Source organism: Pseudomonas sp. O39, from assembly GCF_045447295.1.
GTDB classification, from domain to species: domain Bacteria; phylum Pseudomonadota; class Gammaproteobacteria; order Pseudomonadales; family Pseudomonadaceae; genus Aquipseudomonas; species Aquipseudomonas antarctica_A.
Genome location: NZ_JBJGXV010000009.1, coordinates 129,258 through 148,633, shown reverse-complemented (window position 1 = coordinate 148,633; position 19,376 = coordinate 129,258). Strand labels below are relative to the sequence as shown.

General features: G+C 59.9%; 19 protein-coding genes and 1 pseudogene. 9 read left to right on the top strand and 11 right to left on the bottom strand.

The features are described 5' to 3' along the window. Positions 1-20 precede the first annotated feature (20 nt). The gene (gene proP / locus ACI77D_RS14915; RefSeq protein ID WP_064452639.1) at positions 21-1,523 is read right to left on the bottom strand and encodes a glycine betaine/L-proline transporter ProP; all 1,503 of its coding nucleotides are present in this window, start codon (positions 1,521-1,523) and stop codon (positions 21-23) included. A 153-nt stretch (positions 1,524-1,676) separates the two neighbouring features. Here proP and ACI77D_RS14910 point away from each other — a divergent pair, with 153 nt between their 5' ends. Together ACI77D_RS14910 and ACI77D_RS14905 are read left to right on the top strand one after the other, a co-directional pair. Next, positions 1,677-2,207: a GNAT family N-acetyltransferase gene (locus tag ACI77D_RS14910; RefSeq protein WP_407016891.1), complete on the top strand. Its 531-nt coding sequence runs from the start codon at positions 1,677-1,679 to the stop codon at positions 2,205-2,207. A 143-nt stretch (positions 2,208-2,350) separates the two neighbouring features. Further along, positions 2,351-3,754, top strand: a complete 1,404-nt coding sequence (locus ACI77D_RS14905) for an MFS transporter (RefSeq protein ID WP_221294901.1) — start codon at positions 2,351-2,353, stop codon at positions 3,752-3,754. 142 nt (positions 3,755-3,896) lie between these two features. Here the strand turns inward: ACI77D_RS14905 and ACI77D_RS14900 are convergent, their stop codons facing one another. From ACI77D_RS14900 to ACI77D_RS14890, 3 genes are all read right to left on the bottom strand, one after another. After that, positions 3,897-4,814: a GNAT family N-acetyltransferase gene (locus ACI77D_RS14900; protein ID WP_407016890.1), complete on the bottom strand. Its 918-nt coding sequence runs from the start codon at positions 4,812-4,814 to the stop codon at positions 3,897-3,899. A gap of 68 nt (positions 4,815-4,882) precedes the next feature. Beyond that, positions 4,883-6,175: a sorbosone dehydrogenase family protein gene (locus tag ACI77D_RS14895; protein ID WP_064452635.1), complete on the bottom strand. Its 1,293-nt coding sequence runs from the start codon at positions 6,173-6,175 to the stop codon at positions 4,883-4,885. Beyond that, positions 6,172-6,594, bottom strand: a complete 423-nt coding sequence (locus ACI77D_RS14890; RefSeq protein ID WP_407016919.1) for a DUF2231 domain-containing protein — start codon at positions 6,592-6,594, stop codon at positions 6,172-6,174. Before ACI77D_RS14890 ends, ACI77D_RS14895 begins: the two co-directional genes overlap by 4 nt. A gap of 252 nt (positions 6,595-6,846) precedes the next feature. Between ACI77D_RS14890 and ACI77D_RS14885 the strand changes: the two genes are divergently transcribed. Together ACI77D_RS14885 and ACI77D_RS14880 are read left to right on the top strand one after the other, a co-directional pair. Beyond that, the gene (locus tag ACI77D_RS14885) at positions 6,847-7,326 is read left to right on the top strand and encodes an ATP-binding protein (protein WP_064452633.1); all 480 of its coding nucleotides are present in this window, start codon (positions 6,847-6,849) and stop codon (positions 7,324-7,326) included. Beyond that, entirely contained in the window at positions 7,323-8,093 is a 771-nt protein-coding gene (locus ACI77D_RS14880; RefSeq protein ID WP_407016889.1) for a nucleotidyltransferase domain-containing protein, read from the top strand. Before ACI77D_RS14885 ends, ACI77D_RS14880 begins: the two co-directional genes overlap by 4 nt. Before the next feature lie 108 nt (positions 8,094-8,201). Here the strand turns inward: ACI77D_RS14880 and ACI77D_RS14875 are convergent, their stop codons facing one another. Then, entirely contained in the window at positions 8,202-8,939 is a 738-nt protein-coding gene (locus ACI77D_RS14875) for a methyl-accepting chemotaxis protein (RefSeq protein ID WP_407016918.1), read from the bottom strand. A gap of 135 nt (positions 8,940-9,074) precedes the next feature. Then, positions 9,075-9,932: pseudogene (locus ACI77D_RS14870) on the bottom strand (cache domain-containing protein); the annotation flags it as partial. Positions 9,933-10,415: 483 nt separating this feature from the next. Between ACI77D_RS14870 and ACI77D_RS14865 the strand changes: the two are divergent. From ACI77D_RS14865 to ACI77D_RS14855, 3 genes are read left to right on the top strand one after another with little or no spacing between them, the layout of a single operon-like run. After that, on the top strand, positions 10,416-10,844 hold the full coding sequence (locus ACI77D_RS14865; RefSeq protein ID WP_262664880.1) for an HIT family protein: 429 nt from the start codon (positions 10,416-10,418) through the stop codon (positions 10,842-10,844). A gap of 20 nt (positions 10,845-10,864) precedes the next feature. Continuing rightward, the gene (locus tag ACI77D_RS14860; protein WP_407016888.1) at positions 10,865-11,320 is read left to right on the top strand and encodes a bleomycin resistance protein; all 456 of its coding nucleotides are present in this window, start codon (positions 10,865-10,867) and stop codon (positions 11,318-11,320) included. After that, the gene (locus ACI77D_RS14855) at positions 11,313-11,762 is read left to right on the top strand and encodes an NUDIX hydrolase (RefSeq protein WP_407016887.1); all 450 of its coding nucleotides are present in this window, start codon (positions 11,313-11,315) and stop codon (positions 11,760-11,762) included. The genes ACI77D_RS14860 and ACI77D_RS14855 overlap by 8 nt, the downstream gene beginning before the upstream one ends. A 39-nt stretch (positions 11,763-11,801) precedes the next feature. On the opposite strand, the gene ACI77D_RS14850 is transcribed toward ACI77D_RS14855, so the two are convergent. The 4 genes from ACI77D_RS14850 to ACI77D_RS14835 all read right to left on the bottom strand — a co-directional run bounded on the left by ACI77D_RS14850 (position 11,802) and on the right by ACI77D_RS14835 (position 15,541). Continuing rightward, positions 11,802-12,383 carry a cysteine hydrolase family protein gene (locus tag ACI77D_RS14850; protein WP_407016886.1) on the bottom strand — a complete coding sequence of 194 codons (582 nt, stop codon included), beginning with the start codon at positions 12,381-12,383 and terminating at the stop codon, positions 11,802-11,804. A gap of 69 nt (positions 12,384-12,452) precedes the next feature. Next, a complete protein-coding gene (locus tag ACI77D_RS14845) occupies positions 12,453-13,766 on the bottom strand; it encodes an NAD(P)/FAD-dependent oxidoreductase (protein ID WP_407016885.1) in 1,314 nt (437 codons plus the stop codon). Between the two features lie 307 nt (positions 13,767-14,073). Then, entirely contained in the window at positions 14,074-14,880 is an 807-nt protein-coding gene (locus ACI77D_RS14840; RefSeq protein ID WP_407016884.1) for a suppressor of fused domain protein, read from the bottom strand. A 28-nt stretch (positions 14,881-14,908) separates the two neighbouring features. Then, a complete protein-coding gene (locus tag ACI77D_RS14835; protein WP_407016883.1) occupies positions 14,909-15,541 on the bottom strand; it encodes a TetR family transcriptional regulator in 633 nt (210 codons plus the stop codon). A 111-nt stretch (positions 15,542-15,652) separates the two neighbouring features. Here ACI77D_RS14835 and ACI77D_RS14830 point away from each other — a divergent pair, with 111 nt between their 5' ends. Next, positions 15,653-16,309: an O-methyltransferase gene (locus ACI77D_RS14830; protein ID WP_407016882.1), complete on the top strand. Its 657-nt coding sequence runs from the start codon at positions 15,653-15,655 to the stop codon at positions 16,307-16,309. Between the two features lie 13 nt (positions 16,310-16,322). Here the strand turns inward: ACI77D_RS14830 and ACI77D_RS14825 are convergent, their stop codons facing one another. Next, the gene (locus tag ACI77D_RS14825) at positions 16,323-16,943 is read right to left on the bottom strand and encodes a LysE family translocator (RefSeq protein WP_407016881.1); all 621 of its coding nucleotides are present in this window, start codon (positions 16,941-16,943) and stop codon (positions 16,323-16,325) included. Positions 16,944-17,078: 135 nt separating this feature from the next. Here ACI77D_RS14825 and ACI77D_RS14820 point away from each other — a divergent pair, with 135 nt between their 5' ends. Continuing rightward, a complete protein-coding gene (locus ACI77D_RS14820) occupies positions 17,079-19,277 on the top strand; it encodes an OsmC domain/YcaO domain-containing protein (RefSeq protein ID WP_064452623.1) in 2,199 nt (732 codons plus the stop codon). Positions 19,278-19,376: the final 99 nt, after the last annotated feature.

The window sequence follows — 19,376 nt, the reverse complement described above, 5'->3', positions numbered from 1 at the left end:
CCACCACGCACGGTCAGGTGTTAGTTAATCCGAGGATGCTGCTGCACCAGGTTCTGGCGCTTGGCTTCGAGTGCGGCAATTTCGGCGTCGATGTCTTCGATCTTCTGCTCGATATTGTCGTGGTGCTCTTGCAGTATCTCCTTGGCTTCTGCCATGTCCGAAGCGGCTGGTGCCGCGCCGCGCAGGGGCTTGTTGGCGGTTTCCTTCATGGTCAGGCCGGTGATCAGGCCGACCACGGCAAACACCATCAGGTAGTAAGCAGGCATGAACAGGTCGTTGGTGCTTTCCACCAGCCAGGCCACCGCCGTCGGGGTCAGGCCGGCGATCAATACCGAGACATTGAACGCACTGGCCAACGCACTGTAGCGCAAGTGAGTGGGGAACATCGCGGGCAGGGTCGAGGCCATGACGCCGATGTAGAAGTTCAGGATCACGGCCAGGATCAGCAAGCCGGCGAAGATCAGGCCGATCTTGCCGCTGGTGATCAGCATGAACGCCGGGATGGCCAAGAACAGCAGGCCGATGCTGCCGGCGATGATGAAGGGCTTGCGGCCGATTTTGTCGCTGACAAAACCAATGAACGGTTGCACGAAGAGCATGCCGACCATGATCGCGATGATGATCAGCACGCCGCTGTTTTCTTTGTAATGCAGGTTATGCGAGAGGTAGCTCGGCATATACGTGAGCAGCATGTAATAGGTCACGTTGGTGGCCGCGACGATACCGATGCAGGTTAGCAGGCTGCGCCAGTGCTGGGTGGCCACTTCTTTGAACGATACTTTGGGGCCGTGTGTCAGGCCTTCGCGGTCGCCTTGTTCAAGTTTGTCCATGTGCTGCTGGAAGGCCGGGGTTTCTTCCAGCGCATGGCGCAAGTAGAGGCCGATCATGCCCAGGGGCAAGGCGAGGAAGAACGGCAGGCGCCAGCCCCAGGCCTCGAAATCGGCTTCACCCAATATCGTGGAAATCAGTACGACCACACCGGCGCCGAGCACGAAGCCTGCGATGGAGCCGAAGTCCAGCCAGCTGCCGAGGAACCCGCGTTTACGGTCCGGCGCGTATTCGGCGACAAAGATCGAGGCGCCGGTGTATTCACCGCCCACCGAGAAACCCTGGGCCATTTTGCACAGCAACAACAGGATCGGCGCCCAGATGCCAATCGACGCGTACCCTGGAATCAGGCCAATGGCGAAGGTGCTCAGGGACATGATCACGATGGTCGCGGCGAGGACTTTCTGCCGCCCGTATTTATCGCCCAGGGCGCCGAAGAACAGACCGCCCAAGGGGCGAATCAGGAAGGGCACGGAGAAGGTGCCCAAGGCCGCGATCATTTGTACGCTGGGCGATGCGTCCGGGAAGAACACCTTGCCGAGCACATAGGCGACAAAACCGTAGACGCCGAAGTCGAACCACTCCATGGCGTTGCCCAGTGCGGCGGCGGTGATCGCCTTGCGCACCTTGGCATCGTCGACAATCGTGATGTCTTTTAATCCAATGGGTTTGACGCTTTTCTTACGTAATTTCATGCGGGCCACTCTAAAACTGAACAGGGGAGGTGCCATCGTTGCGATGGCACCGCTCTGTCAGTTCAGATACAAGCCGACACGAAATAATTCACCACTAATTGCGTTTTTTTGCAGATGCATTGAACTTCACGGTTTAACCAGGGAGTTATCAGAATGCCCGACACTGCCCCGAGGCTGGTCTACCGCAAACCATCGCCCAGCGACGTGCAGCGATTATTCGCGATCTTCGGCGATCCACAGACGAACCTGTTCAATCCTGCCGGTCCCATGACCAGCCTTGACGATGCCCAACGCTTGCTCGACCGCTGGCTTGAACAGTGGGCCACTCAGGGTTACGGCTGGTGGGCGATTGCGCGCATCGAAGCACCGCACCACCTGATTGGCTTCGGCGGTGTCGCGCCGCTCAATTACCTGACCGAGCGGCGCATCAACCTGGGTTATCGCTTTGCGGTCGAGGCCTGGGGGCAGGGCTACGCCACCGAACTGGGCCGTGATGCGCTGGAGCTGGCGTTCGATACTCTCAATTTTCCCGAGGTATTCGGGCTGGTACGGCCCGATCACGCGGCCTCGATTCGGGTGCTGGAGAAGCTTGGGCTGAAGCCTTTCGGCGTGCTCGATGATGTGCCGGGCAAAGCGCCGAGCCGGGTATTTCGTGTTTGTCATCCTACAACTGTGCCTGGTTGAATATTTCTATATCCGCCTGATACCTCAATAAACGGCAATCTTTCAGATTGACAGCGTGTAGGGAGCCCGCTATAAAAGTTATGGTTGTACGACGACATATGACGCTGCGTATGTCCTATCTAACAAAAATAAAAAGTGATGCCATGAATTTGAATGAGCCCCTCAACGCCCATCGCGTCGGCACGGCCGTCGGCAACTATCGCTGGACCATCTGCGCGATGTTGTTCTTCGCCACGACCGTCAACTACCTCGACCGTCAGGTGCTAAGCCTTTTAGCGCCGCAGCTGTCGACACAATTTGGCTGGAGCAACACCGATTACGCCAACATTGCGGCGGTGTTCCAGTTTGTCTATGCGATTTCCATGCTGTTTGCCGGGCGGTTTGTCGACAAGATCGGCACCAAGGCCGCCTACGTGGTGGCGATTGCCATTTGGTCCACCGGCGCGATCATGCATGCGTTTTCGGTGCCGATGGGCGAGGGGATCGCTGCGCTCAGCGGCGCAATCGGTCTGGCGGTGATTCCGGTGTCGATTGCCGGCTTCATGCTGTCTCGCGCCGTATTGGCGATTGGCGAGGCAGGCAATTTTCCCATCGCGATCAAGGCCACCGCTGAATACTTCCCCAAGAAAGAACGCTCCCTGGCCACCGGCATCTTCAACTCCGGCGCTAACGTCGGTGCGATCCTGGCGCCGATCTGCGTGCCGTTGATTGCCGGCCTGTGGGGCTGGGAAGCCGCGTTCATGGTGATTGGCATGTTGGGGTTTGTCTGGGTGGCCGTATGGTCGGCGCTTTATCAGAAGCCGGAGCAGCAAAAACGCTTGTCGGCTGCGGAACTGGCCTATATCCGTAGCGACCAGACGGTGCAGCCTTTCACCCCGGAGCCTGCGGGTGCCACCGCGAAAAAAGTCTCGTGGTTCAAATTGCTGACCTACCGCCAGACCTGGGCGTTCGCCTTCGGCAAGTTCATGACCGATGGCGTGTGGTGGTTCTTCCTGTTCTGGCTGCCCACCTACCTGTCGGCGCAATACGGCATGAAAGGCGCGGATATCGTGATGCCGCTCGCCGTGCTGTACAGCATGACCATGGTCGGCAGTATCGGCGGCGGTTGGTTTCCCAGCTACTTTATGGCACGTGGCGATGCACCGTATGACGGCCGCATGAAAGCCATGCTGGTGATTGCGTTGTTCCCGTTGGTGGTGTTGCTGGCGCAACCGTTCGGTTACCTCAGCTTCTGGGTACCGGTGTTGCTGATCGGCGTTGGCGCTTCGGCGCACCAGGCGTGGTCATGCAACATCTTCACCACCGTGTCGGATATGTTCCCGCAAAAAACCGTGGCCTCGGTGGTCGGTATCGGCGGCATGGCGGGCGGCTTGGGCGGTGTGGTGATGACCAAGATCGGTGGCTGGGTGTTCGACTATTACAAGTCCATCAACGACATTCACACCGGCTACATGATCATGTTTGCGATCTGTGCGCTGGCGTACCTGGTGGCGTGGAGCGTGATGAAAGCGCTGGTGCCACGCCACAAGGAAATCACTGATCTGTAACTCAGTTAAGCGGACGCAATTCTCAGAGCAGCGAAGATCAACTGTGGGAGCGGGCTTGCTCGCGAAGGCGGTGGATCAGTCACACATCAGTCGACTGATACTCCGCTTTCGCGAGCAAGCCCGCTCCCACATGGCAATTGCCTTACAGCTCGCGGGCCCAGGTTTCACTCACCAGCGACTTGCCAAAACTGACCGTGGCCTCTTCTTCAACCAAGCTGAACCCGGCTTTCTGATACAGCTTGCGTGCATCGGTCAGCGCGTCCACCGTCCACAGCAGCATGCTTTTATAACCGGCATGCCGGGCAAAGCGCAGGCATTCCTCCACCAAACGCTGACCTATGCCCATGCCGCGCGCACTGGCGTCCACGTAGAGCATGCGCAGCTTGGCGGTCGTTTCGTCATGGCGCACCACGAAGACTGAACCCACCACCTCGCCATCCTTTTCCGCGATCCAGCAGCGCTCGCACGTTGGGTCAAATTCGCGCAGATATTTGGCGACGATCTCCGCCACCAAAGCCTCGAACTCCCAATTCCAGCTGTATTCACGCGCATACAGCGCCGATTGCTGTTGCACCACCAAGCCCATGTCGCCCGGTTGCGGATCGCGCAGCAGGTAGCTCGGCGTGCGGCCTTGCAGCAGCGTCTGGATCCGCTGCATGGCGCCGGTCAGTTGCTGTTGTTGCGGTTCGGGCAGCGCTTGGAGCAAGGCGATGACTTCTTGCTGGGTCTTGTGTTCCAGCGGTGCCAGCACCGCGCGGCCGAGGTCGCTGAGGTGCAGTTGCACGGCGCGCGCATCAGCGATGGACCGGACTTTCTGGATCAGGCCCTTCTTTTCGAACCCGCTGATCAGTCGACTCAGGTAGCCCGCGTCCAGGCCAAGCATCTGGCACAAGTCGGCACTGGTCAGGTCGCCACGGGAGGACAGTTCGTACATCACACGGATTTCGGTGAGCGAGAAGTCGCTTTGCAGCAGGTGTTCCTGCAGCACGCCGATCTGGTGGGTGTAAAAACGGTTGAAACCGCGAATGATCGCGGCGCGTTCTACAAGGGGCGTGGACATGAGGATGCTCGGTTGGTTGCCTGAGGCAATTATATTGTTGCCGCAGGCAACCAAGTCAAACGCTTTGTTCAACGGTTCCGCGTCACCCGCCAAACGGTATTGGCCAAGTCATCCGCGATGATCAGTGCGCCTTTAGGGTCTACCGTGACGCCCACGGGGCGCCCGCGCGTCTTGCCGTCATCACCACGGAAACCGGTGGCGAAATCAATCGGCTCGCCGGCGGGTTTGCCATGGCTGAACGGCACGAAAATCACCTTGTAGCCCACCGGGTTCTCGCGGTTCCAGCTGCCGTGCTCGCCGACAAATACACCCTCGGCGAATTTCTCACCCATTTCGGCAATGGAGAAATCCACGCCGAGTGCCGCCACGTGGGAACCCAGGCTGTAATCCGGCTTGATCGCAGCGGCGACTTTCGCCGGGTTCTGCGGTTGCGCACGCGGGTCGACATTCTGGCCCCAGTAGCTGTAGGGCCAGCCGTAGAAGGCGCCTTCACGCACGGAGGTCAGGTAGTCCGGCACGAGATCCGGGCCAAGTTCATCGCGTTCGTTGACCACCGCCCATAATTGCCCGGAACCGGGCTGAATGGTCAGCGCGGTCGGGTTGCGGATGCCGGTGGCGTAGGGCTTGTGTGCGCCTGTCGCGGCGTCGATCTGCCAGACCATCGCCCGGTCGATTTCCACTTCCATGCCGCGCTCGGTGATATTGCTGTTGGAGCCAATGCCCACATAGAGCTGGCGCCCGTCAGCACTCACGGCCAGAGATTTGGTCCAGTGGTGGTTGATCTGCGCCGGCAGGTCGGTGATTTTGGTGGGTGGGCCACTCGCCTTGGTCTGGCCGTCGGCATAGTCGAAGCGCACCAGCGCGTCCTGGTTGGCCACGTAGAGTTTGCCGTCGGCGAAGGCCAGGCCGTAGGGCGCGTTGAGGTTGTCGGCAAACACCGTCTTCAGTTCATAAGTACCGTCACCATCGGCATCGCGCAGCAGGGTCAGGCGGTTGCCACCCTTGACCTTGGTGTTGCCCTGGGCCTTGATCACACTGGCGATCACATCCTTGGGCTTGAGCTTGGCCGCGCTGCCGCCACGGCCTTCGGCCACCAGAATATCGCCGTTGGGCAATACCAGGGTTTGCCGCGGGATGGCCAGGTCGGTGGCAATGGCGGTGACGCTGTAGCCTTCGGGCACCGTGGGTTTTTGCGTGCCCCACGGCGTGGGCTCGGCGATTTTCATGCTCGGCAACAGGCTGCTTTGCTGTTCCGGCAATTTAGGATCGGGGCCGCGGGCCTGGGACTTGTCGCCTTCGCCGCCACAGGCGGTCAATAACAGGGCTGCGCTGAGTAAGGTCAGTGTGTGGGAGGTTTTCATTGGGTGGCTCCTGTGCGCAGTCCGGTCCAGGTCGCGGCAATCGTCAGCACGGTAACGACCACCGACAACACCAGGCCGGCGGGCATGGCGGCGTAGGCGTCCTTGGCATGCTGGAACGCATTGACCAGGCCTAGCACCCATGTAGCCAACAGCAGCAGGGCATACACAACCGGTTGACCCGACTTGCGCTCGGCACGCACCAGATTGACCAGTGCAAACAACAGTGCGAGCCCACAGAACACCAGCGCACCGGCGATCAGCCAGGAGGCAAAGTTGGCCCATTGAATCTGATAGGTCTGTGTGTAGGTGATGTCGCTGAGCAAGGCGCCTAGAAACAACGGCACGGTGCCGGCCAGCAGGGTCGCGTGCAGCGGGCCCGGGAGGGCGTGTCGGTAGACGGGAAGGGTAGTCATGGTGATGGCGGCTCCTTGTTGTACAACGCCCCTGGGGTTGGGGCAGCGCATAGGAAAGGAGCCTGGGGTTCGTCAGATAGTTCAGCATATTTCGTGTCGAGATATTATGAACACGCGGGTCAGGCTCATTACCCGTTTGTCATTCCACCCACGCCATTAGAAAAAGAACCTGGCGCCGCTGGCATTTTATAAGCACTGGCAACGTCGTTCGGCCTGAAAAAATGCCATGCTTGTGCGCCAGACATAAGGAACCGACCCATGCCCACCCTGCATCTGCTCTGCGGCAAGATCGCCTCCGGAAAATCCACACTGGCTAAAACCCTCGCCGCCGAGCACGCGGCCATCGTGCTCAGCGAGGACCACTGGCTTGCACAGCTTTACCCCGGTGAGGTCCGCTCGATTACCGATTACGTAAGCCGTGCCCAGCGCGTTCGCGGTGTACTGGGCCCGCTGGTGATTAACCTGTTGCAGTCTGGTGTCAGCGTGGTCCTGGATTTTCCCGCCAATACACTGGCCAATCGCGAATGGCTGCTCGGCCTGGCACAGGCGGCGCAGGTGCCCCATCGCCTGCATTACCTTGAACTGGATGACGCCACCTGCCGCGCTCGTCTGCATGCGCGCAATGCTCGGGGCGAGCATGATTTTGCCGCCACCGATGCCGAGTTTGACCTGATCACCCGCCACTTCTGTGCTCCGAGTGAGGAGGAAGGCCTGGTGATTGAGGTGCATCGCCCATGAGCATGGTGAATGGTGTTGATGCGCAGGGCTTTGTGCAAACCGTTGGCGATGCTGCCCTTCAGCCTGAATTCCAGCCCGTGCTGACGGATGTCTGTGCGACCCTTTCGCAGGCCGGGTTGGGGCTGGAGGCTATTTTTGTCTATGGCAGTGTGGCCAGGGGCGATGCCCGCCCGGGTGATTCGGACCTTGACCTCACACTGGTAACCCGCGACCAGCCTGATGCGCAGGTACTTGAGTCGTTGGAAGCGCTGCGCCAGGCGCTGGAGCAGCGACATCCGATCGTCAGCAAAATCGACTTTGACCTGGGTTATCGCGCCGACGTGCTCGCGCCTGAAAACACCAATAAATGGGGCTTCTGGCTCAAGCATCATTGCCGTTGTGTGTGGGGCGATGACCTCTCTCTGCACTTCGAACGATTCAGGCCTTCGCGTGAAATCGCCCGGGCCTTGAATGCTGGCTTCGAACACGCGTTGAGCGCTTATCTCACACGCATCACGCAGGCCGGTACTGAGCCAGAGCGTCTTCGCTTGCAGCGAGAAGCGGCCCGCAGGGTGATCCGGGCCACTCACACGTTGCGCGCCGATGGCGCATTAGGCTGGCCGCACACCCTGGAAGAGCATGTTGCGTTGTTCGTGCAGCATTACCCGACGATGCGCATTCAGATCGCGTACTTTCTGTTTGAGGCACGCAACCCAAGTGCCGAGCGCGAGCCCTTTAACACGCGGCTGCAAGCCTTTGTGAGCTGGATGGTTTCACAGCAGGCGTAGGTCGGTTGGTTGGCGTTCAACGTCCGGTTACAACCGCCACGCCCATGGATCGTCCTTGATCAACGGGAGTATTTCGGCGTCAGGACTTGAAACGCCCCACCAAGCCGTTCAACTCTTCCGACAGTTTGGCCAGTTGCCCCGAATCGTCCTGGGCGGAGTTGGCCAGGCTCTCCACCAGCCGCGCCTCGTCATAGATCTGCTGGATATGCCGGTTGATTTCTTCGGCCACGCTGTGCTGCTCCTCGGCGGCGCGGAAATCTGCAGGTTCTGGTCGCGGATTTCATTCACTGACAATTGGATGCCCTCAAAACTGTCCCGCGCGCTTTCGATGGACGATACGCTGGCGCGCGACAGGTCCAGGCAGCTGCTCATCTTCTGCGTGACTTCCTCGGTCTTGCTGCCAAGGGTGCCGAGCAGTTGCTCGATCTCGCCGGTGGAGTCGGACGTGCGCTTGGCCAGCGCCCGCACTTCATCTGCCACCACGGCGAACCCACGGCCTTGATCGCCGGCCCGGGCAGCTTCGATCGCGGCGTTAAGCGCCAGCAGGTTGGTTTGTTCGGCGATGGCGCGAATGGTCCCGAGGATCTGGTTGATGCTGCGGCTGCCGGCTTCCAGTTCGACCATGGCCTGGGACGACTCGGTCAACCGCCGGCCCAGGCGATTGACGTTGTCGGTGGTCACTTCAATTTGCTGCTTGCCCTCGGCCACGCGGCGATGGCCGTTCTCGGCGGATTCCGCCGCGCCGCTGCACGAACGCGCCACTTCGTTGGCGGTGGCGACCATCTCGTTGAAGGCGGTTGACACCAACTCCACCGCCTCACGTTGACGGCCGGCAGCCTCGTTCATGTTGTGCGCCACCTGGCTGTTGACCCGTGACGCGTCCTGCAAGTTGGTCGAGGCCGCGCCGATGTGCTGGATCAACTGGCGGATCGCGGCGAGAAACTTGTTGAACCAGCCCGCCAGCTCGGCGGTTTCATCCTTGCCTTGTACGTGCAGCTCATGGCGCAAGTCGCCTTCACCCTGGGCGATGGACTGCAAGCCGGTACTGACCTGGCCGATCGGCTTGACGATTACCTTGGAAAAAGCCGCTGCGATCAACCCGAAAATCAGCACCAGTACCGCCACGATTACCGTGGTCAGGTAGGTCATGCGGGTGGCTGCAGCCATCACTTCGCTGTATTCGATCAACCCCACATAACGCCAGCCGAGGCCGGGCGAGGTCCACACGTTGGCCATGTAGCGCACGCCATCGATCACCACCTCGGTCGAGCCCTGGGGCGTATTGGCCAACTGTGCATACGGCGCTCCGAGGTCTTTGAGCGGCTTGAAGTTGTGCGCGGCGTTACGCGGGTCGACCAGCACCACGCCGTCCTCGATCAACATCACATAGCCGCTTTCACCGAGCTTGATGCTTTTGAGCAATTCGGTAAGGTTTTTTAACGATACGCTGACCACGAACACGCCTTTGGCTTTGCCGGCAGAGTCCAGAAGCGCCCGCGCGGTGCCGACCAGGGCCACGTCGTCTTTGTCGTAATAGTAAGCGGGCGTGCGCACGGTCTTGCCGGGGGTTGCCATCGCGGCCTTGTACCACGGACGGGCGCGCGGGTCGTACTTGGCCAACTGCGGGTCGTCGGGCCATTTGGCGTAGGTGCCATCTTCCAGGCCAATCGACAGAATCGCCGCCGACGGGTGCGTGGCGCCGAACCGGGCGAACTGGTCGATCACCTGTTGTGCCTGCGCCGGCATCGGTTGGCTGGCAGCATCGGCGGGTTGGTAATTTTTCAGAGTGTTCGCGGAAGTGTATACAGGATCAGCGGACATTTGATCGACGTTCTGCATCGTGCCATCGAAAAACTGGCGGATGTTGCCATCGATCTGGCGAATTTCGCGGGTGCTGCCATCAATGAACTGCTCGACGGCCTGGGTCCGGGTGTTCAGCACGGAGATCACCGCGACCACGCTGACCGGGATAAAAGCGACGGATACAAACGCGAGCACCAGCTTATTTTTTATTTTCATCGAGACGACCATCAGCGGGGAGGGCGGCCAAACCGTCAACTCATGGGGCAGGAGCGGCGATTTGCTATCACTGCTGTTTCGGCGCGTGCTCGGAAAATCTTTAGCGATATTTTGTGTACAACAAAAATTGTTTTTGTTGTGTAAATTCGGCCGGTCGATCAGCGTGGTCTTGACGTGCTTGAGCGCAACAGCGTGTGCCCGGAACACCGGTTATCAATACCTGGGTCATGTAAGCTCAGCGGGCAAACGCCGGATGAATTGCGGAGCAAGAGACTGAATGGACGTCACTATTGGGGACACGGCATGCCGCTGATTTCGCAACGCGTAGAACTGGCCCGCAACGGTGCCAACGATAAGGTGATCTGCCGCATGGCGTCGGGCTGGGCGGTGATGGGTGATGTGCAGTTTCTGCCGGGTTATTGCCTGCTGTTGCCCGATCCTGTGGTTGCCAGTTTGAATGATCTGGACGAGCAGGCCAGGGCAACGTACTTGCTCGACATGGCCCGGATCGGCGACGCCGTACTGCACGTCACCGGTGCAGTGCGCATGAACTACGAGATCCTGGGAAATTCCGAGCCGGAGTTACACAGCCATATTTTCCCTCGATACGCCTCGGAGCCGGACGACAAGCGCAAGATGCCCGTCTGGTTCTATGACTGGAAAACCGCAACGCCTTACGCTGAAGAACAGCACGGTGAGCTGCGCAGGAAGATTGCCCAGCGACTGAGTTAACCCGCAATGGAAGCAGGTCCATGATGAAGAGAAATAAACTGGTCCCGGAGTTGATGGTGACCGATCTGAACAAGAGCCTGGCGTTCTGGGTGACGTGCCTGGGGTTCAAGGTTGCCTACCAACGTCTGGAAGACGGCTTTGCCTACCTTGACCTGGACGGCGCCCAGGTGATGCTTGAGCAAGTCGACCCCCAGGCCAATCAATGGCTGACCGCTGCGTTGGATCGCCCGTTTGGACGCGGTATCAATCTGCAGATTGACGTCGCGGCGGTACGCCCGGTTATTCAACGACTGGAGATGGCTGCCTATCCCTTGTTCAAGGCCAGCCAGGACGTGTGGTACCGGGCGGGCGAGGTCGAGGTTGGGCAGCGTGAGTTTCTGGTGCAGGACCCGGACGGCTATTTGGTGAGACTGGTCGAGCGGCTTGGCGAACGCGTATGTAAGGCTTTTGAAGAAGGAATCACGTCCCATGCGTGAGCGAAAAGCCGCTCGGCTGCTGATTATCAGCCCTTCGCGAAAGGTGCTTCTTTTCAGGTTCGTGCATAAAGAGGGAGCGCTGGCCGGCAGAAATTACTGGGCTACACCCGGCGGCGGCGTTGAAGAGGGAGAGACCTTCCAGGCGGCTGCACTCCGCGAGTTGCGTGAAGAGACCGGCATTGTGGTCGGCGGTGTGCAAGCGCCGGTGGCAGACCGCCGGTTTTCGCTGATGTTACCCAGTGGCGAAACCGTGTTAGCCATTGAGCAGTATTTTGTTGTTCATGCGCAAAACGAAGTCCTATCCCGAGACGAATGGACGGTGCAGGAAGCCCAGGTCATGGCGGATCATCACTGGTGGTCCGCTGACGAGTTGCTATCGACGGCGGATACGGTATGGCCGGAGGCACTTATCGACATGCTGGTGAACGCAGGCGTGTTCTGAGCGTTGGGCACTCAAACGACGCTTCGCTTGCCAACGCACTTACTCATCTCCCTTCCCGGCTTGACAGCGGGCCAACAGGTCGCGTGTCTCGATAACCGTGGCGTAGTCCATCGCCAGGTTACTCAGCGACAGCGCATGCACGTCCTCAGCGGGCCAAAGGCGGCCGGACAAATCGGTTTGATCAAAGGTATAGCAGGCACCTGCCGCGACTATCACCTCAAAGCCCAGGTTGCCGCCGGAGCGTGCCGTAGACTCGACAGAGTTATTGGTGATTACCCCAGCGACCACCAATTGTTTGATCGAACGCACATGCAGCCAGCGCTCCAGGCCTGTGGCGGTGAACGCATCCGGAACGTTTTTTTCCAGCACATGCTCATGCTTGAGCGGCGCCAGTGCGGGCTGGAACTCGCAGCCCGGCTGGCCGGGCCAAAAGACCGAGCCCGGAGTGCGAGACATATGCCGGACATGGACGATGGGGCGTTGCGCCTGCCTCCACGCGTGAAGCAAGTGCTGAATCTGCAACTCGGCCTGCGGATTATTGCGTCGCCCCAGCTTGGGATCGTTCATGCCCTGTTGCATGTCGATGATGATCAATGCGGCGTTTATGTCTAGCGGTTCCATGGCACATCCCTTCGCTGGCGAGGAGCGAAACATAGCAGCGAATGCCGGTGCCATGGAATGCGCCGTGTGTCAGCGCAGCTTTTCCAGCATCTGGTAGTACCACATGCCCACTGCCAGCATCGGGTTGCCGAACACATCGCCCAGCGGCACCTTGATGTGCTTGCACCCGGCAAAGGTGTCGAACGCTGACAGCGTGCCGGTCAGCGCCTCAGCCATGATCTCGCCCATGATGTGGCTGGTGGCGATGCCATGTCCGGAGTAGCCCTGGCAGTACCAGACGCTGTCGGAGAGTTTGCCCAACTGCGGGATGCGATTCATCACAATGCCCATGGCGCAGCTCCACTGGAACTCGATGTCCACGCCTTTGAGTGCCGGGAACGTGCGCTCGATGCACGGGCGCAACTCCGCTGCGATGTCGCGTGAGTCTCGCCCGGAATAATTGGCGCCGCCACCGAATAACAATCGCCCATCACCCGTCAGGCGGTAGTAATCGAGGACAAACCGGCAGTCGTACACCGCCAAATCCTGCGGGTTGATCTGGCGCGTCAGTTCGCCCAGTGGCGCCGTGGTGACAATCCCGCCCATCGCCGGGAATATCTTGCCCTTGAGTTGCCTGGGTTCGAGTTGGTGGTACACATCGCCGGCCAGCAGCACTTGGCGCGCGTCGATCCGGCCTTGCGCCGTTATCACGGCAGGTCGGTCGCCATGCACGATTTGCAGTACCTCGGAGTTCTCGAAAATCAACGCGCCGAGGCTCTGCGCTGCACGCGCTTCGCCCAGGCACAGATTGAGCGGGTGCAGGTGCAGGTTGCGTGTGTTTTTCAGCGCGCTCAGGTACAGCGTGCTGTCCAGGTGCTGTCGCACCGCAGTCTCATCGAGCAGGCTGACGTGCTCGCCCATGCCACGCCGTTGTGCTTCATCGTGAAAGGCGCGCAGTTCGGTCAGGTGCGCGGGTTTCATCGCGGCATGCAGGTGGCCGTGCTTGAGGTCGCAGGCAATCGCGTATTTGTTGACCCGTTGTTCGATGATTTCATGGCCGCGCCAGCGCAGGTGCCAGATGAAATCGTCGACCTCATCGCCCAGGCGCTTGCGCATTTGTTCGCGCATGGCTTCGTCACCCGACAGGCTGCCGGTGACTTGCCCGCCATTGCGCCCGCTGGCGCCCCAGCCGATACGGTTAGTCTCGACAATCGCGACTTTGAGCCCGCGTTCGGCGAGTTCCAAAGCGCTGGCGACACCGGTGAAGCCGCCGCCGATAATCACCACGTCGACGCTGACCTGGCCTTGCAAGGTCGGGTATTGGGTGGCGTCGTTGAGGCTGGCGGTGTAATACGAGGCACTGCGCTGGGCAGCGCCGATGACGGGGTGCATGGCTGCGGTCATGGGGTGATCCTTCTGATAAATGAATGCCGGCGAGGCGTATTCGACTTGAATCAGAGGCGGGTGTCGGGCGGGCGCGCATGGCGGCAATGCCACAGCGCCCAGAAGGCCAGGATGATATGGACCAGAGGGTTTTCGCAGGGGCGCGCCTGCACCTTCGCGGAGGAGGGGAGCAGGTGACGACGGATCAAGCTTAAGCGCGCAATCATGGTCGTCGATGCTCCCATCGTGCGCAGGCGCGTTCAATTGTCGTTTGTGAACCTTCAGTTATGGCTTTGTTAAACAATCAACGCGTCGACGCAACGACTGTTCACACCACGCTTGCGCGATACAGGCTGCTGGTATGGCCTACGCCTGCGGCCTTCAACCGCTCCACCAGATCTTCCCGCGCCGCGCGCCCACCGGATCGCACGTACTCCAGCTCCGACGCGGTGATCAATACCACGGGTACCAGCCGTACGGGCGATAGCGGCATGTCTTCCAGGCGGGTCGGGAAGTCGGGTTCCGGCCCACCGAGCAATACGCCGGTGGCATCGTCTTCAGTGACGAACAGCTTAGGAACTTGCTCGCTCATCTGGTGTGACAGGCTGAACCCCGGCAGTTCCAGGGACAGTACGCCATGGTTGTCCAACTGATGCGTGATGCCGCCTGCATTGGCCACGGTTTTGGCCACGTGTTCGAGCAGTTCGAACGCCCAGCTGCGGCGTAGAGGGTCGACATTACCCAGCTCGCCACGGGCATCGTTGGGTATATCTGTGGTTTCCAGGAACAACTCCATCTCGAACCCATTACCCAGCCCTTCGGCATCGTCGAACGGGTCGGACAGGCCCTCGGTGGCGAGAACGATGGAGCCGTCACGGCGCACCACTCGGTAGGCCTGGCGGGTGGACGGCCAATGAGGACCGCCGGTAAAGCTTGGGCTGATCATGTACGTCAGCACGTCGCGCTCCACAGTGCCCACGGCCTGCCAATGCCGGTCCAGGCATTCTTCGCTAGCAATGCGGGCTGCCATATTGGCGGCATCCGCTGGAGTTTCAACCGGGTCAACCGGCGTCGACAGGGTCGCTTCGGCTTCGGGCTTTTTGGCAGCGCCGAACAACTTCTTGAAGAAGTTCATGTGCATTCCTTTGCTGGAGATGAGTGCATTACAGATGATTGAGCGCGTTCACGTAGGCGCGAAACATATCAGCCATTCCATCGGCGTAAATAGCTATTTCTGCTACGGTACGCGGGCTGCTGGAAAAATCCTTACCCACCGAACTGAGCGTGGTCAGGATCAAGTCGCAGGCCAGCGCGCGGGTTGGCTCAGGTAATTGCGGCAGCAACTCCAGCATGAAGGTCTCAAAGGCCTGCTGGCCCGCGGCGCGTACTTCCAGCGCTTCGGGCGCATCCCGATACAACGGCGCGGCGTCGTTCAACGCCACGCGCATCTGCGCTTCCTCGCACTCAGAATGGATAAAGGCATGCACCATGGTGCGCAGGCGCGTCAGCGCTGGCACGTCGGTTTCGTCGAGAATGTCGCGCAGCATCTGCGTGGTCTGCTGCCACTCATCGCTCTGCAGCCGAAACAGGATTGCGGCCTTGTTGGGGAAGTGTTGATACACCGAACCGACACTCACACCGGCCTTTTCCGCCACCCGTGCGGTGGTGAAACGTGTGGCACCTTCCTTGGCCAAAACCTGAATAGCCGCTTCGAGGATCGCTGCCACCAGCTCGGTGGAACGCGCCTGCTGCGGCTGTTTGCGTGAGGAAATACGGGGCGTCTGGCGGGTTGTCATGCTGGGCTCCGGCCGCGGGGCTAACGCGAATAGCGAAGGCGATGAATCACTCGCATACTTTTAATGCGACGAATTAATCGCATTCTAGTCCCGACCACACGGAAATCCATCATGACCACCCTGACTACTGCGCCCTTGGCGCCCTTGATCGAACGGCTCTACCAACAAGCGGGCGCTGCCACCAGCCCGAGCCTGAACAGTGTCAGCGACGAAGAGCGCGACCGCCTGATGCACAGCAAAACCGACTACGTGGCCCTCTACACGATGCTTAAGGATTTGTGGCTGCCGGTTTCCCGCGACACGGGCAATCTGCTCTATTTGCTGGCGCGCAGCACTCAAGCAAAGGCCATCGTCGAGTTCGGCACTTCGTTCGGCCTGTCCACGTTGTTCCTGGCCGCAGCCCTGCGCGACAACGGCGGTGGGGTATTGATTGGCAGCGAGTTCGAGCCGTCTAAAATTGCCCTGGCGCGGCAGCATTTCATCGAAGGCGGCGTGAGTGATCTGATCGAAATCCGAGAAGGGGATGCGCTGGTCACGTTGGCCACGCACCTGCCCGAAGTGGTCGACCTGCTGCTGCTGGACGGTGCCAAGGCGCTGTATGGCGAGGTGCTGAACCGCGTGGAAAAACACTTGCGGCCCGGTGCGCTGGTGGTGGCCGACAACACCGACTACTGCCCGGAATACCTGGCCCATGTACGCTCGCCGCAGAACGGCTACTTGTCGGTGCCGTTTGCCGATGACATCGAACTGTCGATCCGCATGCGCTAACGGCCACTCGCGCTCAGCGCTTGCTGAAAGCCAATCGCGCGGCAAACAACACGAAGACCATTCCAGTGGTGCGGTCCATCCACTGGATGACCTTCTCCCGGCGCAGGAAACCCGACAGGGGGCGGGTGGCCCCAATCAATGCCAGCGACCACGCCAGGCCCAGCACCACGTGAATGCTCACCAGGCCGAAGGTCCAGGCAATCAACGAATGCCCTTGGGGGATGAATTGCGGCAGGAACGACACATAGAAAATCCCCACCTTGGGGTTCAACACATTGCCCAACATACCCTTCAAAAACCAGTTGCCGCCCGGTTTGCCGTCGGCCTCGGCGGTTGACAGTGAACGGCGCGGACGCAGCAGCATGTTCAACCCCAACCACGCCAGGTAAGCCGCGCCGCAATACTTGAGCAGGTTGAACGCCAGTTCCGACACTGCGATCAACGCGCCCAGCCCAAAGGCCACGGCCGCGCCCCATAACAAACAGCCGGCGTTGATGCCCAGCGTGGCATGCAGCGCCTGGCGTTTGCCTTCTACCGTGGCGGTGCGCAATACCAGGGCGGTGTCGAGCCCGGGCGTGAGCGTGAGCAAGGTGGCGGCGAAGGTGAAGGCGAGGAGGTTATCGGCGATGGACATGGGCGGATGACTTCAACGAGAGGTGGCTGGACGTTAGCACCGATCGGCAGGCAATTCTGAAAACCCTGAGACTTCCCGCTGAAAATCCTCATAATAGCGGCCAATTTGTTTAGCTCGTTATTCTGGTGTGCCCGCATGGAAATTAAGGTCAACTTTCTCGACAACCTTCGGCTTGAAGCCAAGTTCGATGACTTCACGGTGATTGCCGACCAGCCGATTCGCTACAAAGGCGACGGTTCGGCCCCGGGTCCGTTCGATTACTTCCTGGCTTCGTCGGCGTTGTGTGCGGCGTACTTTGTGAAGCTGTACTGCGAAACGCGCAATATCCCCACGGACAATATTCGTCTGTCGCAAAACAACATTGTTGATCCGGAAAACCGCTACAACCAGATCTTCAAGATTCAGGTCGAGTTGCCGGCGGATATCTCCGACAAGGATCGCCAGGGCATCCTGCGTTCCATCGACCGTTGCACGGTAAAGAAAGTGGTGCAGGCCGGGCCGGAATTTGTCATTGAAGAGGTGGAAAACCTCGACGCTGATGCCCAGGCGCTGTTGATGCCCGGCTCGACGTCAGAGGCGGGCACCTACATTGCGGGCAAGGACCTGCCGCTGGAGCAGACCATCGCCAACATGTCCGGCATCCTGGCTGGCCTGGGCATGAAAATTGAAATCGCCTCGTGGCGCAACATCGTGCCTAACGTGTGGTCGTTGCATATCCGCGATGCGCACTCGCCGATGTGCTTTACCAACGGCAAGGGCGCGACCAAGGAAGGCGCGCTGGCGTCGGCGTTGGGCGAGTTTATCGAGCGGCTCAATTGCAACTTCTTCTACAACGATCAGTTCTGGGGTGAAGAGCTGGCCAACGCGCCGTTCGTGCATTACCCGGATGAGCGCTGGTTCCAGCCGGGCCGTAAAGATGAGCTGCCAACGGAGATCCTCGACGCCTACTGCCTGAAGATCTACAACCGCGACGGCGAACTGCGTGGCTCGCACCTGTTCGACACCAACTCCGGCAATGAAGCGCGCGGCATTGTATCGCTGCCGTTTGTACGCCAGTCCGATGGCGAGGTGGTGTACTTCCCGTCCAACCTGATCGAAAACCTCTACCTCAGCAACGGCATGAGCGCGGGCAATACCCTGGCCGAAGCCCAGGTGCAGTGCCTGTCGGAAATTTTCGAACGCGCAGTAAAACGCGAAATCATCGAAGGCGAATTCGCGCTGCCGGACGTGCCTGCCGAGGTGCTGGCCAAGTACCCGGGGATTCTGGCCGGTATTCAAGGCCTGGAAGCCCAGGGCTTCCCGGTATTGGTCAAGGACGCGTCCCTGGGCGGTGAATTCCCGGTGATGTGCGTGACCCTGATGAACCCGCGCACCGGCGGCGTATTCGCCTCGTTTGGCGCGCACCCGAGTCTGGAAGTGGCGCTGGAGCGCAGCCTCACCGAATTGCTCCAGGGGCGCAGCTTCGAAGGCTTGAACGACTTGCCGCAGCCGACCTTTGAAGGCCACGCGGTCACCGAGCCGAACAACTTCGTCGAGCACTTCATCGACTCCAGCGGAGTGGTGTCGTGGCGCTTCTTCAGTGCCCAGTCCGATTACGAGTTCGTTGAGTGGGACTTCTCGGGCCAGGGTGAGAACTCCAATGCTGAAGAAGCTGCGACCCTGTTCGGTATTCTCGAAGGCATGGGCAAAGAGTCCTACATGGCCGTGTACGAACACCTTGGCGCCACCGCCTGCCGAATCCTGGTGCCGGACTACTCGGAAATTTACCCGGTGGATGACCTGATCTGGGACAACACCAACAAGGCCCTGTTTTTCCGCGCCGATATCCTCAACCTGCACAGCCTGGGCGATGACGAACTGAAGGCACTGGTTGAGCGCCTGGTGGAAAGCGAGCTGGACGATTACACCGATATCACCACCCTGATCGGCATCGAGTTCGACGACAACACCGCGTGGGGTCAACTGACGATCCTGGAGCTGAAGCTGCTGATCTACCTCGCCTTGCAGCAATATGAAGAAGCGAAAGAGTGCGTGGAAATGTTCCTGCAGTACAACGACAACACCGCCGATCGCGGCCTGTTCTATCAGGCGGTGAATGCAGTGCTGGAGATGCACCTGGACGAGGACCTGGAACTGGCGGACTACGAGGCCAACTTCCGCCGGATGTTTGGTAACGAGCGGATGGATGCGGTGATCGGCTCGGTGAATGGCACGGTGCGGTTCCATGGCTTGACGCCGACCAGCATGAAGCTGGAAGGGTTGGACCGGCATTTGCGCTTGATCGAGAGCTACAAAAAGCTGCACTCGGCGCGGGCCAATATCACCTCAGCCTGATGCCCTGTGGGACCTTGCTTGCCTGCGATGCAGACGCCTCGGTTTATCAGCTGCACCGAGGTGATGCTATCGCAGGCAAGCCAGCTCCCACACTTGACC

Bases quoted from the DNA above. Each gene is read 5' to 3' on its own strand.
- proP (WP_064452639.1), bottom strand. From the start codon at position 1,523: ATGAAATTACGTAAGAAAAGCGTCAAACCCATTGGATTAAAAGACATC.
- ACI77D_RS14830 (WP_407016882.1), top strand. From the start codon at position 15,653: ATGACCACCCTGACTACTGCGCCCTTGGCGCCCTTGATCGAACGGCTC.
- ACI77D_RS14910 (WP_407016891.1), top strand. From the start codon at position 1,677: ATGCCCGACACTGCCCCGAGGCTGGTCTACCGCAAACCATCGCCCAGC.
- ACI77D_RS14905 (WP_221294901.1), top strand. From the start codon at position 2,351: ATGAATTTGAATGAGCCCCTCAACGCCCATCGCGTCGGCACGGCCGTC.
- ACI77D_RS14835 (WP_407016883.1), bottom strand. From the start codon at position 15,541: ATGACAACCCGCCAGACGCCCCGTATTTCCTCACGCAAACAGCCGCAG.
- ACI77D_RS14855 (WP_407016887.1), top strand. From the start codon at position 11,313: ATGCGTGAGCGAAAAGCCGCTCGGCTGCTGATTATCAGCCCTTCGCGA.
- ACI77D_RS14895 (WP_064452635.1), bottom strand. From the start codon at position 6,175: ATGAAAACCTCCCACACACTGACCTTACTCAGCGCAGCCCTGTTATTG.
- ACI77D_RS14840 (WP_407016884.1), bottom strand. From the start codon at position 14,880: ATGAACTTCTTCAAGAAGTTGTTCGGCGCTGCCAAAAAGCCCGAAGCC.
- ACI77D_RS14860 (WP_407016888.1), top strand. From the start codon at position 10,865: ATGATGAAGAGAAATAAACTGGTCCCGGAGTTGATGGTGACCGATCTG.
- ACI77D_RS14875 (WP_407016918.1), bottom strand. From the start codon at position 8,939: ATGAACGAGGCTGCCGGCCGTCAACGTGAGGCGGTGGAGTTGGTGTCA.
- ACI77D_RS14885 (WP_064452633.1), top strand. From the start codon at position 6,847: ATGCCCACCCTGCATCTGCTCTGCGGCAAGATCGCCTCCGGAAAATCC.
- ACI77D_RS14880 (WP_407016889.1), top strand. From the start codon at position 7,323: ATGAGCATGGTGAATGGTGTTGATGCGCAGGGCTTTGTGCAAACCGTT.
- ACI77D_RS14845 (WP_407016885.1), bottom strand. From the start codon at position 13,766: ATGACCGCAGCCATGCACCCCGTCATCGGCGCTGCCCAGCGCAGTGCC.
- ACI77D_RS14865 (WP_262664880.1), top strand. From the start codon at position 10,416: ATGCCGCTGATTTCGCAACGCGTAGAACTGGCCCGCAACGGTGCCAAC.
- ACI77D_RS14825 (WP_407016881.1), bottom strand. From the start codon at position 16,943: ATGTCCATCGCCGATAACCTCCTCGCCTTCACCTTCGCCGCCACCTTG.
- ACI77D_RS14900 (WP_407016890.1), bottom strand. From the start codon at position 4,814: ATGTCCACGCCCCTTGTAGAACGCGCCGCGATCATTCGCGGTTTCAAC.
- ACI77D_RS14850 (WP_407016886.1), bottom strand. From the start codon at position 12,383: ATGGAACCGCTAGACATAAACGCCGCATTGATCATCATCGACATGCAA.
- ACI77D_RS14820 (WP_064452623.1), top strand. From the start codon at position 17,079: ATGGAAATTAAGGTCAACTTTCTCGACAACCTTCGGCTTGAAGCCAAG.